Below are 15984 nucleotides of genomic sequence, written 5' to 3'. Positions count from 1 at the left end.
ACCTGGTCCACAACCTTGGCACCAGCAACAACCTCACGCAGGCCACCCTCGAAGTCAGCGTTAGTGGAAACCTTCGGAGTCTTCTCAGAACCCTCAGAGGTCACAGTCTGATCTTCGTCATCGATGTCCTTGTGCTCACCAACCGGATTCGGGTTGTCCTCATCGGTCGGGTTGTCCTCACCGTGCTTATCCACCTGGGTGGAAGTCAGCGTCTCGAAGGCAACCGCAGCCTCAACCGGCTCGGTCACATCATCATTGACGGTGATGGTGACAGCCTCAGTGCCATTAGCGCTCTCCGGGGTGAACTTGTGACCCTTAGTCTCACCAAGAACGGTCTTGCCGTCCTCCTTGGAAATCAGCTGGGCATCCAGAATGTATTCCTTACCCGGAACCAGACCCTCGTAAGAAACCTGGTCCACAACCTTGGCACCAGCAACAACCTCACGCAGGCCACCCTCGAAGTCAGCGTTAGTGGAAACCTTCGGGGTGTCCTTCTCGTCGTCACCAGGGGTACCCGGCTCGTTAGGCTCGGTCGATTCAGAAGGCTCGGTCGGCTTATCCGGGGTCGTCGACTCGCCGTCCGAAGGCTTGTCAGACTCAGAGGTCTCGGAAGCTTCAGAGGACGTGGTCTCTACAGACTCGGACTCAGAAGGCTCACTGGACTCAGACTCAGACGGTTCCTCAGACTCGGAAGGCTTCTCACTCTCAGAGTCACCCGGCTCCTCAGACTCGCTGGTCTCGCTAGTCGTCGAGGTAGAGGAATCCTCAGAGGAAGAAGGCGTAGAGGTTTCACCCTCGCCACCGTGACCAGGCTCATCCGGAACCTCCTCGGTAGAGGTGGCGGTCTCCGGAGTGGTGGTCTCGGAAGGCTTGTCAGACTTTACAGTCTGAGCCTCGTCCTCGATATTGGTGTGCTCGGCGATGTCATTCTTCTCACTAGTGGTGGAATCCTCGCCGTCCTTGTTAACAGCAGTGGAGGTCAGGTACTCGAAAGCAACTGCCTCATCAACGGCCTCGGTAACACCCTCATCAACGGTGATCTTGACTTCTACCGTGCCCTCGGAGGTCTTCGGTACGAAGGTCTTCTCACCGTGGCCGATTACCGGGAAGTCACCAGTGGTCTCGTCCTTGACCTTGGAACGCAGCTCTGCATTCAGAGTGTATTCCTTGCCAGGAACCAGGTCATTGTACTTAACCTTATCGGTAATGACGGTGCCAGCCTTGATCTCATCGCCCTCAGCCTTCTCAGCCTTGGTGCCGATGGATGGCTCCATCTTGGAGGTTACGGTCTGTGCCTCATCATCGATCTCGCGGTGATCGGTAATCTTCTTCTCTTCGTCAGAGTTCGGAGTGTCCTTACCGTTCTCATCGACCTGCTTGGAATAGAGATCCTCGAATGCGACGGCAGCCTTGATAACGCCTTCAACGTCATCGTTGACCTTAATGTCAACAACCTGCTCGCCGGAAGACTTCTTCGGAGTGAAGGTTACATCGCCCTTGCCGACGACCTCGTGCTCACCCTTATCATTCTCAGCCTTGTTACGCAGCTCAGCCTTCAGGGTGTATTCCTTGCCAGGAACCAAGTCGGTGTAGGTAACGGTGTCCTTGACGGTGACGCCAGCCTTTACCTGGGTAGCCTTGTCAAATTCAGCCTTAGTCTGGATAGACGGGGTCCACTTGGTGTTAACGGTCTGCTTTTCATCGTTGATGTTTTCGTGAGTAGCAATCTCGTTCTCATCGGAGGAGCCAGTGGTCTCGTTGCCATCCTTGTCTACCTCGGTAGATACAAGCTTCTCGAAGGCAACCGCAGCGTCAACAGCAGGATCTGCCTTCTCGTTGACGGTGATCTCAACTTCCTTCTCACCGGCGGACTCTTCCGGAACGAGTTCCGCAGAGCCTTCACCCAGTACGGTCTTGCCATCGGCCTTGGAGATCAGCTTTGCCTTCAGGGTGTACTTCTTACCCGGAACAAGATCCTTATACGTCACAGTGTCAATAACCGTGGCACCCTTCTCTACACGGTTGCCATCCTTGATCTTGGCCTGCGTGTGAATCTCAGGGTTCCACTTAGTGTTGACGGTCTGCGCCTCATCATCAATGTCCTCGTGCTTCGCAATGAAGTTGCCATCGCCGGAATCGTTCGGGACATCCTTGCCGTTCTCATCCACCTCGTGGGAGTACAGCTTCTCATAAGCAACGGCAGCAGCAACAGGGTTCTTCACACTGTCATCGACATTGATCTTTACCTCAACGTCCCCGGACTCACCCGTAGCTTCAAAGGTTTCAGAACCGGTACCAAGAATTGCGTGATCGCCGTTGGCGTCAGCAGCCTTGTTACGCAGCTCAGCCTTTAGGGTGTACTTCTTACCCGGAACAAGATCCTCGTAGTGAACCTTGTCCTTAACAGTAGCGCCAGCAACGACCTGCTGCTTGTCGCCATCAAAGGAAGCCTCGGTCTCAATCTTCGGATTAAGATCCTTCTCCTGCTCTTCAGTGCCTGGAACCGGAGCGGTCGGCTCAGTCACCTTAGTGGTCTCGTCAGGAGAGGTCGGTTCAGTAGTGGAATCCTTTGGAGTGGTCTCCTCAGTGTTAGACGGCTCAGAATCCGTGGTCGTCTCACTATTAGGGGTAGTCTCCTCACCCGGATTCTCAGGAGTGGTCTCATCGGACGGATTTTCCTCCGTCTTCGGAGTCTCCGGAGAAGTAGTAGGTTCCTCAGTTTCACCTTCATCGTCGGGCAGACCCGGCTGATCCGGCGGCATTACTCGCTGCATGCCTGGAGCCCTTTTCCCATTCTTCTCAACCGGAATAACCACAGTGACGAAATAGTCTGCAGGTTGCTCAGGAATCTCTGAAACCTTCTTGAAAGAAGGGCCCTTATTTCCCGGAGTATAAGCGCTCTCAATCTCAAGACCCGTTAGATCTGTGAATTCTTTCATAGAGCCATTAAAGGTCGGAAAGTTGACTTGATCATAAGGGTTGTTGTACTTGGGCTGTTGCCCGTTAATGGTATAGGCGGCCGCAGTCCTGTTATCCGGACGTTCACTTACCAGCGCTATCATGTATACCACATACGTACCCGCAGCGGCCTTATCCCCAGCCTTAATGGCCTTTTGCCACTCGAGAGCTAACCGAATCACAGCGTCCCGATACTCGGAAGGAATGCTCAATTTTGTCGCGTTGTCCTTCGAGTACAAAACGCTAGTTTTGTTATTTGGGTACTTGTCAAGGGGATCTATACACCAAGCCCACCCCACGTTGTTATTTGGGTTTGCCTTCGTGCCATCCTTAGGGGGACCTGCCCACGTCAGAGAGCCCCATGCCTGGGCGTCCTCGCCTACATTAACCCTACCGCCCATCTCTACGTTCGGCGTAAAGTCGGTAGGCTCAGCAGCCCCTGCCTTACTACCCGGAACGGTGACCATGGCCGCAATTACCGCAATTGCAGCAAGCACTGCAGTAAAGACCATCCACCCCTCTCGGGATATGTTTCTTAATTTACTCATTCTTTCCTCTTCGAGCGGTACAAATACTTACATTCGTTTTCCTGTACAGCGAGTGTCTTCGCTGAACAGAACCTGAAATTGAGACTTGAACACACTGCGGTTAATCAGGGTTTTGAACCCGAATCTGGATTAACTCTTATTGTGCTCTTAGCATAGTATCACGGGAAAATTTAAGGCGCCAGCCAGAAAGCTTTAGAAAACTGCAGGTTATGCAGGATTTCTAATTTCATACCCACAGGTGGATGCACTTATTTCCACGGTTAACCTAGGTTTAAATACGTATGTTCAATGTATCCTAGGCCTTTCTTAAGGTCTGGACACCACACTAATGGCTTAATCAATACTAAGATTAGCTTTAACAAGACCTACGTAGATATTTCTTTACGCTGTGCTTTATCTAATTTCTTGCAAATTTTAGAGAGGGGGGATTGCACGCAATTTCTTCGCGTCACCCCGCTACCATCCCCAGAAAGTTGGTGTTACAGGTGTAGCTGCATGGCATTCGATAAGAGTGTACGCACGTTCGACATTTAGAAATGTAGTAATCCTTAACCCTTTTGCCTCTCATCTCCAAGAAGGGCTGTGTGAGCGAAAACTCTGCCTAAGGTCGTCACAATCACACTTAGGACCCCCGAATAGGGAGTGAGGGAGAATTGGGCAAAGAAAAAATCCGCACGGGCGCCGGCAAGCGGATGCTTTACCGAGGCCGCAGTGCGGATCCTGGAATGAACTAAGCCTTAGAGAACGGCAGTGACTTGGTAGCCCTTTTCCTGCAGGAGCTGGGAAACTGCCTCAAAGGTATCGCCGTCCTTGTCCGGGTTGTAGGTCTCCGGGTTCAGGGCAATATTGGCGGTGTCGCCCTCGTAGCGGACGCTGATGAACTCGTAGCCGGCTTCGGCATGTGCGGCGTCGATAAGAGCCTGCACGTCGTCGGTGTTGCCCTGCTCAGCAACAGCAACCTGCTCCTGCTCAGGTGCCGGCGCAGCCTCCTGTGCCGAGGCGCCCAGCCCGAAGAAGCCCATAATCGTGGCTAGCAGGCCGCTCAAAAGCTTAACAATCATTGAAATAACTCCCTGTGTTGAAATACGCGGGAATTGCGCCCGCGAAAGCTGAAAACTCTCTGTACTTAAAACGAACTTAACTTTAGATGAGTTTTTGGTTATGTTCAACAGGGAAGGACCTATGCTGGCATGTCACGGTCTTGCGGGCAGCTTAAAGGGCACTGAAATGCCACAGCGCCCGTGCTCCGTCTCAGGGGCGGTACACGGGCGCTTTCGCTCAATTAGGGCTAAATCCCTTAGAGGGACCAAGAGCTAGGCAAAATATAGGAACCTTTGTTGTCTGCTAGGAGGGCTAGAAGAAACATCGTGCAGAGAACCAGTTCAGCTGTGCTAGAGAGTGGGGCTCTCACACCACGCTACTAAGGACTACATCCTTACTGGTCTTCCATGACATCGTGACGAATGATGGTCTGGTCGCGGCCAGGACCGACGCCGATGTAGGAAATGCGGCAGCCAGACAGCTCCTCTAGGCGCAGGACGTAGTCTTGGGCCTTTTGCGGCAGCTCCTCAAAGGTGGAGCACTCCGTGATGTCCTCATCCCAGGCCGGCATGGTCTCGAAGATGGGCTCGGCGTGGTGGAACTCGGACTGGGTAAGCGGCAGCTCGTCGTAGCGCTTGCCGTCGACGTCGTAGGCCACGCAGATCGGAATCTCACCGATGCCGGTAAGAACGTCCAGCTTGGTCAGGAAGTAATCGGTAAAGCCGTTCACGCGGGTGGCGTAGCGCGCAATGACGGAGTCGTACCAACCACAACGGCGCTTGCGGCCAGTGTTCACACCAACCTCGCCGCCGGTGGTCTGCAGGTACTCGCCCCACTTATCAAAGAGCTCGGTGGGGAACGGGCCAGCGCCCACGCGGGTGGTGTAGGCCTTGATGATGCCCAGCGAGGTTTTAATCCGCGTCGGACCAATGCCGGAACCTACGGAAGCACCGCCGGCAGTCGGGTTAGACGAGGTCACGAACGGGTAAGTGCCATGGTCCACATCCAACATGGTGGCCTGGCCGCCCTCCATGAGCACGTGCTTGCCGGACTCGAGGGCCTGGTTGAGCTCCAGCTCAGCATCGATAACCATCGGGCGCAGGCGGTCGCGGTAGCTCAGGAAGTACTCCACAATCTGGTCTGCCTCGATGGCCTTGCGGTTATACATCTTCACCAGCATCTGGTTCTTGATATCCAGCGCGGATTCCACCTTCTGGCGCAGGATAGACTCATCAAAGATGTCCTGCCCGCGGATGCCAATGCGCGCAACCTTATCGGCGTAGGTCGGGCCAATGCCGCGGCCGGTGGTGCCGATAGCGCGCTTGCCCAGGAAGCGCTCCTGCACGCGGTCCAGGGTCTGGTGGTACGGCGCCACTAGATGCGCATTGGCGGAAATCTTCAGGCGCGAGGCGTTCGCGCCGCGGGCCTCAAGGCCATCAATTTCATCAAAGAGCGCCTCAAGGTTGATCACTACGCCATTGCCCAGCACCGGGGTAGCGTTCTCAGACAAGATGCCGGCTGGCAGGAGCTTCAGCTCATATTTATCGCCGCCTACCACGACGGTGTGGCCGGCATTATTGCCGCCGTTCGGCTTGACCACGTAGTCAACCTTGCCGCCGAGGATGTCGGTCGCTTTGCCCTTGCCTTCGTCGCCCCATTGGGCGCCGACAATGACGATCGCTGCCATTGTTTAGTCACTTCCTCATTATTGAAGCCAAAATACTCTCCAACTTTACACTTTCCCGGCCCAAAAAGCGCGCGTAGCATGGTGCGCATGCGTTTTTTGTTCCTCCGCTGCGGCGCCCTAGACATCCCCATGCCCGCTGAGGCCCACGATCTTTCGGCCGTTCCTACTCGCAAAGAGCTCGCGCTTATCGACGCCTTCTTATCCCCCCTCCTTCCCACCGACCCCACCCCCTCCCTCGACGACATCGCCGCCCAACCCGACGTCCGCCACCTCGGCGCGCCGGAGCCAGCCCCACAGGCCCCACACCTAGTAGAGCCCGCCCGCATCGTCGTCGCCGGCTCCGATGCTGCGCTTTCGGCCGTGCTCACTCGCCTCATGCGCTCCGACCGCCTCTGGGCCGAGGTCGCTTTCATCCCCGTCCCCTCGGCCGCAGCATCCGCCTCCACCCCGTCCGCGGCCGCGCAGAACTGGGGCCTTCCCACCGCCCCGGCCGAAGCCCTCGATTTCGCCCGCACCGCCCCGGTCCGCCCAGCTCCGCTCATCCGCAATGATTCTGGCCTCGCAGTCGCTGGCTCTGCCACCATCTCGGACGCCACAAACGGCGCTTTCACCGGCGAAATCATCATCGATGACCACACCCTAGCCGCCACCTCCCCCAAGACCTTCGGCGCACGCCTAGTCCCAATGACCGACGCCCCCGGCATCCTCGCCGCCCGCGCTACCTCCCCCGTCGAGTCGCAGGGCCGCCTCCGCTCGCTCCTGCGCAAGCCCGGCCAGCTCGACCCCGAATCCGTGCGCACCGGCCGCGCCGTCCAGGCCGGCGGCCCACAGCTGCGCGTCATCGTCGATTCGGTCCCTCACAAGCGGCCGGTGACCCGCGTGACCTTCTACCGCCACCTGCGCGACCTCCAGATCGTCCGCCCTTAGCCCCCGCGACGTCACTCATTGCGCACGACGTCTTTATCTACGCGCGAGGACGCTAGTCCTCGCGCCCCCACACCTCCGGCGGGTAGGCCGGGTGCTGCGAGGTCGGCACCAGGTGCGCCACGGCCGACTCACGCGACAACCCGCACACCATCAGCATGTCCACCACGAGGGAGCGCGTCTGGCCCAGAATCATATAGGCCGATAACGTGCCGTCCTTGTCGATGATGTCCAGCCCGGCGCGCCCGCCCACGATACGCAGGCGCTGCACAAGGTCCGGAATTTCAATCGCTTCGTCGTGCCCGTGCTGTTTGCCCTGACTATAGAGCTCGCTGATGGCGAGCATGATTTCAGAAAGCTCATCGAGCAATTCCACCTGCTCGTCTGAAACCTTGTCGCGGTCCTCCGTCAGGCCCAATGCCTGGCGGGAGAGCACGCGCACACCGCGGACCGCGTTATCTACCGGCATGAGGATGCGCTCCAACGATCGAATGCTGCGCCGCGAGGCCCACAACAGTGGCGAGACCTCCGAGGCCTCCCTGCCCGATTGCGCCGCGCTCAGCAGGGTATTCACGCTGTCTTGCGTACCGCGCACCGCCTCACGCGCGTCGCGGATGACGGCGGGGTCTTGCTGGCGGATGCCATAGGTGACGTCGGCAAGAATGCTCGAGGCAATCTTTAACACCTTCGAGACCTCGCGCCGCGCCTCCACCAACGGGGAATTGGGAATCAGCGCAATGGTTATCAAGCCAATGCCCGAGCCAATCATCGCGTCGATCGCGCGGTGCAGGCCACCCGGCCCCTCCGTGGGTGGGAAAATCGTCGCAATCAAAATCGCGCCAAAGACAATCTGGTTGGTCACCAGCGGCGACTTGGTCAAAAACGAGCCCACCACCAGGCCCGCGCCCACAATGAAGAAAATCTGAAACGGCCCCTGCCCCACAATCTGGAAGAGCAGGTCGCCCACGGCCACGCCGATGATGCCGCCAATCGACATCTCCAGCGCCTTTTTCATCCTGTCCCCACCGGACATCCCCAGAATGATGACCGCAGAAATCGGCGCAAAGAACGGCTGCGGGTGCCCCACCACATCGCCGGCCACCCAGTACGCGAGCGCCGCACCAATGGTCGCCTGCACAATATAAACAAACCGCGCGCGGATGCGGTTTACCCGCGAGAGCACCGAGCGGTCAATCACCCGCAGCTTTTCCCGCGTTGAGACTCTTTCCTTCGCTTCCGACATGACTTCCAGCATAGAAGACCGCCCCTACCATCGCCGCCGTCCCCGCGCATCTCGGCCGTCGGCTGGCCTGTGGATAGCTCTTGCCGACGCCCCCTTTTCCCCCACCTATCCACAATTTCGCCCTTCCCGGCCGCGCACCACTTGTTCAGTCCTCGCGTGCCCTTTAGCTTCGGCCGTGTGAACACCGAATTTCTCTTGCTATGCCGCCGCGGCGTCGACCTCATCGCCGAATTTCAGGGCTGCTCCGAAGACTCACTCCTCAAGGCCGGAGCCAGCCCCCTTTTGGCTACCCAGCTCGCCCGCCTGCAACACGTCTACTTCGGCCGCACGTCGAATACCCGCAAGCAACGCCACGCCCGCGAGGCCGCCCGCAGCCGCGCCCATGACCTCGCCACGCTCGATAGCATCGAGTCCTATACCCGCCGCGTGCGCGATAGTAACCGCGCCTGGGACCTGCGCTTAGAGCTCTGCCGCACCGAGGCGCGCCTGATTCCCTCCGTGGCCAAGAAGCTCCTCAAGCAGCTCAATCCGCCCCGCCGCCCTGAGCCCGGCGTGCGCTATACCCGCCGCCCCGACGGCCCCCACACCATCTCCATTACGGCTGATCCCACCGATATCGCCGATATCAAGGGCGTGCTTTCTTCCGTCAACAAGGACGATCCCCTCGCCGCCGCCAAGAAAGTCCTCCTTGAGGGCAATCCCGGCGCGCTGCCGGCCGTGCACACCAATGTCATCCTCACCCTGGACCAGCTCGACCGCATCGTCGCCGCGCCTGCCGACGCCTCCGATATCACCCTCCAGCTCACCAACGGCGCCCGCATGACCGGCGCGCAGCTCGTCGCCCGCGCCTTAGCCCAGCGCGGCTACGTCAGCCTGGTACACCCAGAGCACGGCCCGGTGAACCTGTACCGCACCGAGCGCATGGCCACGTGGAAACAACGCATGCTCGCCGCGGCCGAGCACCCCGTGTGCGCCTGGCCGGGCTGCAATACGCCTGCCGACGACGCCCAAGTCCACCACCTCACCGCCTGGTCCGCCGGCGGGCCCACCAACCAAGAAAATCTGGTCACCTTGTGCGCGCACCACAACTCCGTCAACCAAGATGACCCCTCCCGACCCACAGAACGCGGCCGTATGGTGCGCGTAAATGGCCGCATCGCTTGGGTACCACCGTGGAGCAATACCCCACGCTTCGTCCCCAGCCCCGCTAGGCCGCCAAGCCCCAACCACAACTTTTAACTGCGCCGGCCGATCACCGAGCCCCGTCTAAAATCGCCCCGGCCGAGAGAACGAAAAAGCCGCTTCCCACGCGGGGAAGCGGCTCGTTCGGCATGCCTATGTACGAGGCTGCCTCAACTTAAAGCACGGTGGCCAAGCTACTTGGAGATGGACTTGCCCACAGAGTGCAGGTCCTGGCAGGACTCGATGACGCGCTCGGACATGCCCTGCTCTGCCTTCTTCAGGTAGGAGCGTGGATCGTAGACCTTCTTGTTGCCAACCTCGCCGTCGATCTTGAATACGCCATCGTAGTTCTCCATCATGTGGCGAGCGATCGGGTTGGTGAAGGCGTACTGGGTATCGGTGTCTACGTTCATCTTGATGACACCATAGCGAAGTGCCTCTTCAATCTTTTCCTTCTCGGAGCCGGAGCCGCCGTGGAAGACGAAGTCGAATGCGTACTCGTCCTCACCCAGGCCGAGCTTCTTCTGTGCCACCTTCTGGCCCTCGAGCAGGACCTCTGGGCGCAGCTTCACGTTGCCTGGCTTGTAGACGCCGTGAACGTTGCCGAAAGTAGCGGCCAGCATGTAGCGGCCCTTCTCACCGGTGCCTAGGGCATCGATGGTCTTTTCAAAGTCCTCTGGGGAGGTGTAAAGGTTAGCGCCCGCCTTAGCCTGGACGCCGTCTTCTTCGCCACCGACGACGCCGATTTCGGCCTCGAGGATGACGTGCGCGTTCTTAGCCTTTTCCAGCAACTCCTGGGCGATGACCAGGTTCTCGTCGATGGGGATAGCGGAGCCGTCCCACATGTGGGACTGGAACAGTGGGTTCTCGCCGCGGTCGACGCGCTCCTGGGAGATAGCCAGCAGCGGACGGACGTACTCATCGAGCACTTCCTTCTGGCAGTGGTCGGTGTGCAGCGCGATATTGACGCCGTAGTGCTTGGCGGCCTCGTGAGCGAATGCGGCCAATGCCTGAGCACCCTTGACCTTGTCCTTCAGTGCCAGACCGGAACCGAAAGCGGCACCACCGGTGGAGAACTGGATGATGCCGTCGGACTCGGCCTCAGCAAAGCCCTTCAGAGCTGCGTTAATGGTCTCAGAAGAGGTGCAGTTGATAGCTGGGAACGCGAAGCCATTCTTCTTCGCGGTATCCAGCATCTCGTTATAGACCTCAGGGGTTGCAATTGGCATGAATTTCCATCCTTAAAAGTGGGTTTGTGGTCAAACACGTTCCAGCACCCAAGTATGCCCGTTTCCCGGAAATTCTGCCGCAAAAACCGTGTGACATTTTCAACCCGGTCATTTCCGGGACCAGCCCAATCCGACAAGCGTGGGCTATTTCGCCATATTTCGCGCCACGCGGGCGCAGGCCTCCATCAGCATCCAGCCGGAAAGCTGCACGGACAAATCGCGCTCATCTACACGAATTATGCCGACCTTCTCACTCATAGTGCGTCGGCCGAATCCGTAGTTATGCGGCAGGCGCGCATCGGACAACCAGTCGGATCCGAAAATCGGCAGGCCGTCGACCTCGAGGCGGTGCTCCCACACCGACTCGGCCGAGGCCACCACCATGCGCGCGGCCAGCTTCTTCGTCGCACGGTTGGCGGGGGAATCGCCGGGCAGGCGCACAGCGACGTCGGCAAGATAGCGCATCAAAATGCCTTTAAACAGGCCACCGTCACCATCGCCGGTCTCCCAGTCCACCACGCCCGAAGGCGTAGCCATGCCCGAAGCCACGGTCTGCACCAAGCCCCGGATGCGGATGATGTAATCCATCATCTCGGAAGCCATCTCGGCCTCGTACACGCTGTCGATCTGTTCCAAATCGCCCACGCCAGCCTTTTCCCGCAGCGCCAGCACGATTTCCAGGCACGCGCCGAGCACTACACCCTGGCAGTAGGGGTGGATGTTTTTTACCACCTCAGGGCCGTCCATGCGCATGCGGACGCCGTCCATGATGTAGCCGTCGTCGTCAAGCAGGTGGTCATAGATCCAGTCAACGATGTGGCGCGCTTCCTCAATGCGCCCCATCCGCGCGAGCATGATGGCGCCCGGGCCGTTGGAGGGCACGTTCATGAAATTCTCGCCCAGGCGCCACGGCAGCACGCCAAGCGTTTCATCGAGGCCTTCGTGGATATTGCGCTGCAGGGCCGCGAGGCGCTTGGGTGACTTTGCCTTCTTCAGTCCTTCCACGCGGCCGAAGGCCAGCGCGAGCCAGGCCTTGTCGTCGTAGTACTTATTCTTGGTCAGCTGCGCGAGGTTGCGGATGCGAATGCCGCGCAAGGTGTCATAGATGCGGTGGCGGCGCACCTTGGTGTTATTGCGCAGCGCCGCATCAACGAGGCAGTCCAAGTAGTGGGCCTGCCACCAGTAGTGCCAGTGGACGAAGAGCTTTTCCTTCGTGGTGGGCGGCCAGCTGACCACGGCAAGATTGGTGCGCGGCAGGCCCCATACGGAGTGCGCGTGGCGCTCATTGATGGCGGCCTCTGCGAGTTCGGCGCGGTGGGCCCACTTTTCTTCCACGGTTCCTCAATCACTCCAGTCGCACGGGTAGATATAGCTAGTGTAACGATCTTCTCCTACCAGGAATTGTCCAGATCGGCGTGCTGGCGGATCCAAGCGTGCATGGCAATGCCGGCCGCGACACCCGCGTTGATGGAGCGGGTGGAGCCAAATTGGGCGATGGAGCAGGTCATCACCGCGGCGTCCTGGGCCGCTTGCGTCACACCGGGGCCCTCTTGGCCGAAAAGCAGCAGGCTGCGCTCCGGCAGCTCGGCCGTTTCCAGGGGCACACAACCGGGGGTGTTGTCGATGGCTACCACGGTAAGGCCCTCCTCGGCCGCCCACGCAATAAGCTTTTCGACGCTCTCGTGGTGCATCAAGTGCTGGTACCTATCTGTGACCATTGCCCCGCGGCGATTCCACCGCCGCCGGCCGACGATGTGCACGGTATCGACGGCGAAGGCGTTGGCGGTGCGCACGACGGTGCCGATATTGGCGTCATTTTCAAAGTTCTCGATCGCGATGTGCAGGCTATGCCGGCGCTTATCGATGTCCTCTTTGATCGCCTCCCTGCTCCAGTAGCGGTAGGCATCGACGACGTTGCGACGGTCTCCTTCAGCAAGCAGCTCTGGGTCGTATTTCTCGGCCTCAGGCCCTCGCGGCAGCGGACCTTCCCACGGGCCTACGCCATGGCGGCCCTCGTTCCACTCGGTCGGCCCCTTGACCTCGTCCGGCTTGGCCTGGTCGGCCGCGCTGTCTGCGTTAGGCGAGGTCAAGGTCGCCCAGGCCCAGCAGGGAGCGGTACTCGAGGCCTTCTGCGGCTATGACGTCGCCGGCACCGGTCTCGCGGTCCACAACGGTCGCCACGCCAACGACCTCGGCGCCGGCCTCGCGCAGCGCGGCCACGGCGGTAAGCGGGGAGTTACCGGTAGTGGTGGTGTCTTCTACGACAAGAACCTTCTTGCCTTCCACGTCTGCGCCCTCGATGCGGCGCTGCATGCCGTGCTTCTTGGCTTCTTTGCGTACGACGAAGGCGTCGATATCGCGGCCGTCGGCATGCATGATGGAGGTGGCAACCGGGTCGGCGCCGAGAGTCAGGCCACCGACGGCTGCGAAATCCCAATCTGCGGTCAGCTCGCGCAACAGAGCGCCGATGAGACGGGAGGCTTCGTGATGCAAGGTAGCGCGGCGGAGATCCACGTAGTAGTCAGCTTCCTTGCCGGAGGACAGCGTCACCTTGCCGTGGACGACGGCCAGTTCCTTAACCAGCTCAGCGAGGCGGGCCTTCTTCTCGGCATCCAGGTTTTGGGCGTGCGCGGTGTGCGCATTGGTGGTGTGAGAATCCACAGTCATCTGCTCCTTGTCGTGGGTCGTGCGCGGCGGCTCGTGCGCGGTGGCAGGCCGCCAGTATTGGTCTCTAGGCTACTCTTCCCGGCGCGGGTCCGATTCCTCGGCCGCGCGACTATCGACCCCGCGGGTATCAGCCGCGCTGGGGGCGGGCCCACTAGTGGAATCGTCGGAAGGGGCGTCGAAGATGGAGGCGGCGCGGAACTGCTGGCGGGGCAGGCGGGCGGTGTGGGAATCGGGTGTGGGGCGCTCGCGGCCATCGGCAATGGCGTCTACTTCGTCGCCGCCGAGGGCGCTGTGCTCGACCGGGCCGCGGGTTTCAGAGTAGGCCCGAGACGGCATCTGCAGCGGCTCTTCCGGCCGTTGGATGACGGGTCGCTCGAATTCGGGCGCGCCGGCGACCGGCGCGCCGCCGACGGCCTCGACGATGGGCTGGGCGGGAATCTCGCGGGCTGGGTCCAAGTCCTCGAGGCGCACCACATGGGTGGCCGAGGAACGCGGGGGGAGGACGCGGGCGGCGTCGGCAAGCAGGGCGAGAGGTGGAAGCATCGCGTCCCATTCCGCGGAGCGCGCCTGCTTCGTGGTCTGCGCCAGGACCCACTCCGTTTCCAGCCATAGTGCGGTAACGGCTTCGGGCATTTGCTGCAGGGCGACGTGGACGCGCTCATCCACCATGCGCTCGGTCACGGCACTATCCGAGGAATACACATCGAACCCTTCGATGGTCATGGCCAAAAGCAGGTCCTCGGAAGCCTTCGCGTCGTTGCGGTCGAAGCGGCGAAAGTCCACCACCATGTCGGAGGCCGCACCGGTGCGCATAGCCATGACGTTGACGCCATCGATGTCCATCAACAGCATCTCGTGGCCGTACACGTTGCCCGCGACAATGTCTTTGGGAGCCGCGCCCGTGGAGGCCACTCCCCTAGTCCATTCGTCAACGAGGTAAGGGTCGGCCTTCATGAATTCAAATCCCTTGGCTTCCGCCCAATTGCGGCGCTCGCGGCGCATGGTTCCTGGCAGGATCGGCCGGTGGCGTGCGTGTGGCTTGGAAGGCGCGGGGTGCTCGCTTGTGGTCTCGTGGCTCGGCTGGAGATCGGGTTCGGGGGCTGGTTCGCCATCGGGTTCCGGCTCGGGTTCGCCGGTTGACTCAGGTTCTTGCTGGGGCGAGGTCTCGGGCGCGGGCTTGGGTGTGGGTTCCGGCTTGGGTTCTGGTGTGGGCGCGGAAACTGAAGCTGGGGTGGCCGGGTCAGCGGCAGGGGCGCGCTCGGGGGCGACGCTCGAGGCCGAATCGGCAGGCTCGGCCGAGGCAGCGTTTTCGGGTGCGGCGTCGGAGGATGCAGAGTCCGCCGGAGTGGCGTCTGCGGGGGCGGGATCCGCGGAGCTGGGATCCTCGGAGCTGGGATCCGCGTCGGCGGATGGTGTAGGGGTGGAGGTGTGCTGTTTGCCGTCGTAAAGCAGCAGGGCACCGCCAGCAATGCCGAGAAGAACCGCGAGAGCAAGGATTAGAAAAGCCATCATCCCACGATAGTAGTAGGAAGGAGCAAGCCCTCAGCGCTCGGCGCGCGGACGCGGGAGGCTGAGGGCGAAGGCGAGGAGCGGGCTAGGGCAATTAGCCGTTGACGGTGAAGCGGTCGCCGCGCTCGACGGGGTTGTGGGGGTTGGCGGACCACTGGGACCAGCCACCGACATAGTGGCGCAGGCCAGTGAAGCCGGCGTCTTCCATGGCGGCAAGGGCGAGGGCGGAGTGGTTGCCGGAACCGGAGTAGATGATGGCGCCTTGGACATTGTCGGGGGTGAGGCCGGCGTCGAAAAGCACTTCGCGGATTTCGCCCGCGGACTTCCAAGTGCGCAGGCCATCGTTGTGGAACAGGCGCTCCGGCACGTTGACGGCGCCGGGGATGTGGCCGGCCTTGAGGTCGAGGTTCTCGCGGCGGCCGGCGAAGCGGTTGCGGGTGCGGGTATCGATGAGTAGTCCATCGTGATTGCGCACGTCATCGATGGTGGCCACGGGCATCTGGCCCGGGTTGACCTCGGCGGTGGCACCGACGGCGAAGTTGCCAGGGCCGGTCAGCGTGGTATAGCCCAGGTGGCGCCAATTGGCCAAGCCGCCGTCGAGGATGCGGACGTTGTCTAGACCAGCCCAGCGCAGGGTCCACCACGCGCGGCCGGCGAAAAGGCCACGGCCCTCGTCATAGACCACGACGGGACGGTCCTCACGGATTCCCCACTGGCGGAAGTGCTCCTGCAGCTTATCCGGATCCGGCAGTGGGTTGCGGCCTACTTGGGAGCCGGGCAGGCCGGCGAAGGAATTGGCGGTATCGCTAAACAGTGCCGTCGGGATGTGCAGGGAGGTAAATTCGTTGTAGCTCTGGCGCAGCCGCGGCTGCCAGTGGGTGGCCAAGAGGGTGAAACGCTCGCCGTGATAAATAGATTCGCGGAGTTCTTGCGGGGAGACCAAAATGCTCATGCCCCCGAGTCTAGGGGCATGAGCAGGATTTGGCGCGGCGGGCG

At 60.5% G+C, this 15984-nt stretch carries 12 protein-coding genes; 2 read left to right on the top strand and 10 right to left on the bottom strand.

Annotation, left to right across the window (positions count from 1 at the left end):
• From QP971_RS07430 to QP971_RS07420, 3 genes are all read right to left on the bottom strand, one after another.
• On the bottom strand, positions 1-2774 hold a 2774-nt coding region (locus tag QP971_RS07430), incomplete at its 3' end, for a VaFE repeat-containing surface-anchored protein (protein ID WP_284811203.1).
• A 1469-nt stretch (positions 2775-4243) separates the two neighbouring features.
• Entirely contained in the window at positions 4244-4567 is a 324-nt protein-coding gene (locus QP971_RS07425) for a malonyl-CoA-ACP transacylase (protein ID WP_284811204.1), read from the bottom strand.
• A gap of 374 nt (positions 4568-4941) precedes the next feature.
• Positions 4942-6234, bottom strand: coding sequence for an adenylosuccinate synthase (locus QP971_RS07420; RefSeq protein ID WP_284811205.1), 1293 nt, complete (start codon positions 6232-6234; stop codon positions 4942-4944).
• Between the two features lie 87 nt (positions 6235-6321).
• Between QP971_RS07420 and QP971_RS07415 the strand changes: the two genes are divergently transcribed.
• Positions 6322-7161: a hypothetical protein gene (locus QP971_RS07415; RefSeq protein WP_198492122.1), complete on the top strand. Its 840-nt coding sequence runs from the start codon at positions 6322-6324 to the stop codon at positions 7159-7161.
• A 52-nt stretch (positions 7162-7213) separates the two neighbouring features.
• Here the strand turns inward: QP971_RS07415 and QP971_RS07410 are convergent, their stop codons facing one another.
• Positions 7214-8413, bottom strand: coding sequence for an FUSC family protein (locus tag QP971_RS07410; protein WP_239274190.1), 1200 nt, complete (start codon positions 8411-8413; stop codon positions 7214-7216).
• A 165-nt stretch (positions 8414-8578) separates the two neighbouring features.
• Here QP971_RS07410 and QP971_RS07405 point away from each other — a divergent pair, with 165 nt between their 5' ends.
• Complete coding sequence (locus tag QP971_RS07405) at positions 8579-9640, top strand: HNH endonuclease signature motif containing protein (protein ID WP_284811206.1); 1062 nt, start codon at positions 8579-8581, stop codon at positions 9638-9640.
• 137 nt (positions 9641-9777) lie between these two features.
• Here the strand turns inward: QP971_RS07405 and fbaA are convergent, their stop codons facing one another.
• The 6 genes from fbaA to QP971_RS07375 form a co-directional block, all read right to left on the bottom strand.
• Complete coding sequence (gene fbaA, locus QP971_RS07400; RefSeq protein ID WP_284768789.1) at positions 9778-10812, bottom strand: class II fructose-bisphosphate aldolase; 1035 nt, start codon at positions 10810-10812, stop codon at positions 9778-9780.
• Positions 10813-10956: 144 nt separating this feature from the next.
• Positions 10957-12147: a glycoside hydrolase family 76 protein gene (locus QP971_RS07395; protein WP_284787860.1), complete on the bottom strand. Its 1191-nt coding sequence runs from the start codon at positions 12145-12147 to the stop codon at positions 10957-10959.
• Between the two features lie 56 nt (positions 12148-12203).
• Entirely contained in the window at positions 12204-12902 is a 699-nt protein-coding gene (locus tag QP971_RS07390) for a TrmH family RNA methyltransferase (RefSeq protein ID WP_239274195.1), read from the bottom strand.
• Positions 12889-13479 carry an orotate phosphoribosyltransferase gene (pyrE, locus tag QP971_RS07385; protein WP_239274197.1) on the bottom strand — a complete coding sequence of 197 codons (591 nt, stop codon included), beginning with the start codon at positions 13477-13479 and terminating at the stop codon, positions 12889-12891. The genes QP971_RS07390 and pyrE overlap by 14 nt, the downstream gene beginning before the upstream one ends.
• Positions 13480-13548: 69 nt before the next feature.
• Entirely contained in the window at positions 13549-14991 is a 1443-nt protein-coding gene (locus QP971_RS07380) for a TtfA family protein (RefSeq protein ID WP_284811207.1), read from the bottom strand.
• Between the two features lie 91 nt (positions 14992-15082).
• Positions 15083-15940: a sulfurtransferase gene (locus tag QP971_RS07375; RefSeq protein ID WP_284791196.1), complete on the bottom strand. Its 858-nt coding sequence runs from the start codon at positions 15938-15940 to the stop codon at positions 15083-15085.
• Positions 15941-15984 lie beyond the last annotated feature (44 nt).

It is taken from the genome of Corynebacterium marquesiae, assembly GCF_030229635.1.
GTDB classification, from domain to species: Bacteria; Actinomycetota; Actinomycetes; order Mycobacteriales; family Mycobacteriaceae; genus Corynebacterium; species Corynebacterium marquesiae.
Note: the sequence above shows the minus strand (reverse complement) of the source record. Positions and strands in the feature narration are given on the sequence as shown.

What these genes read in the sequence shown, in the direction of transcription:
- QP971_RS07425 (WP_284811204.1), bottom strand. Translation starts at nt 4,567, where the DNA reads ATGATTGTTAAGCTTTTGAGCGGCCTGCTAGCCACGATTATGGGCTTC.
- QP971_RS07420 (WP_284811205.1), bottom strand. Translation starts at nt 6,234, where the DNA reads ATGGCAGCGATCGTCATTGTCGGCGCCCAATGGGGCGACGAAGGCAAG.
- QP971_RS07415 (WP_198492122.1), top strand. Translation starts at nt 6,322, where the DNA reads ATGCGTTTTTTGTTCCTCCGCTGCGGCGCCCTAGACATCCCCATGCCC.
- QP971_RS07410 (WP_239274190.1), bottom strand. Translation starts at nt 8,413, where the DNA reads ATGCTGGAAGTCATGTCGGAAGCGAAGGAAAGAGTCTCAACGCGGGAA.
- fbaA (WP_284768789.1), bottom strand. Translation starts at nt 10,812, where the DNA reads ATGCCAATTGCAACCCCTGAGGTCTATAACGAGATGCTGGATACCGCG.
- pyrE (WP_239274197.1), bottom strand. Translation starts at nt 13,479, where the DNA reads ATGACTGTGGATTCTCACACCACCAATGCGCACACCGCGCACGCCCAA.
- QP971_RS07380 (WP_284811207.1), bottom strand. Translation starts at nt 14,991, where the DNA reads ATGATGGCTTTTCTAATCCTTGCTCTCGCGGTTCTTCTCGGCATTGCT.
- QP971_RS07375 (WP_284791196.1), bottom strand. Translation starts at nt 15,940, where the DNA reads ATGAGCATTTTGGTCTCCCCGCAAGAACTCCGCGAATCTATTTATCAC.